Source organism: Streptomyces sp. SID5785 (assembly GCF_009870065.1).
GTDB lineage: Bacteria > Actinomycetota > Actinomycetes > Streptomycetales > Streptomycetaceae > Streptomyces.
This window is the reverse complement of record NZ_WWIA01000889.1, coordinates 1-691: the sequence shown is the minus strand read 5'-3', so window position 1 is coordinate 691 and position 691 is coordinate 1. Positions and strand designations below refer to the sequence as shown.

The 691-nt window shown below is 77.7% G+C and carries 1 pseudogene; it reads right to left on the bottom strand.

The annotated features are described in order from the left end of the window. Positions 1–537, bottom strand: a pseudogene (locus GTW43_RS28895) (hypothetical protein); the annotation flags it as partial. Between the last annotated feature and the right edge of the window lie 154 nt (positions 538–691).

Here is a 691-nt window from a genome sequence, read left to right as displayed (position 1 = left end):
GAGCAGCGAGCGGTCGTCGGTGAGGTCGCCGCGGGCGGGCCACGCGGTCAGGTCCACGCGGGAGGTGTCCGCCCAGGTGTCCGGGTCGACGCGGGTCAGGTGCGCGGGGTCCAGGGCGCGGGTGGGGGCGGGCTGGCCGCCTGCCGGATCGGCCAGCGGCGGGGGCGGCGGCTGCAGGAGCTGGGCGATGAGGAGGCCGACGCCGGTGAGCGCGACGAGGGCAGCGGCCGCGTACGTCAGTCCGGTGTTGCGGCGGCGGCGCAGCAGGTCGTCCGGGGTCATCTGGACGACGCAGGGGTCGAACTCGGAGGAGGCCAGCGCCCGTTCGCCGTCGGCGCCCAGCTCCAGGCGCAGCGATCGCGCGTGCCGGACGGCCACGGCGTCACCGGTGATGCGCCGCGCCTCCGCCTCGGACACCCGCTCGAGCACCAGGAGCGCGTAGGCCGCCCGTACGCCGGGGGTGGTCTCGGACAGGCGGCGGTCGAGGCCGAACTCGACCGCGTCACCGGCCCGCGGGAAGAGCCGCAGGCCGATCACGGCCGGCTGGAGGCCGCGGGTCCTCCTGGCGCCGAGCGCGGCGCGGACGACGCGGGTGCGCAGCCATGCGTATGGGTCGGTGTCGGGCCCGTCGGCGAGGTCCTGGGCGACGCGCGGGAGAGCGCGCTGGACGAGGCGGTGCGCGTCCAGCACC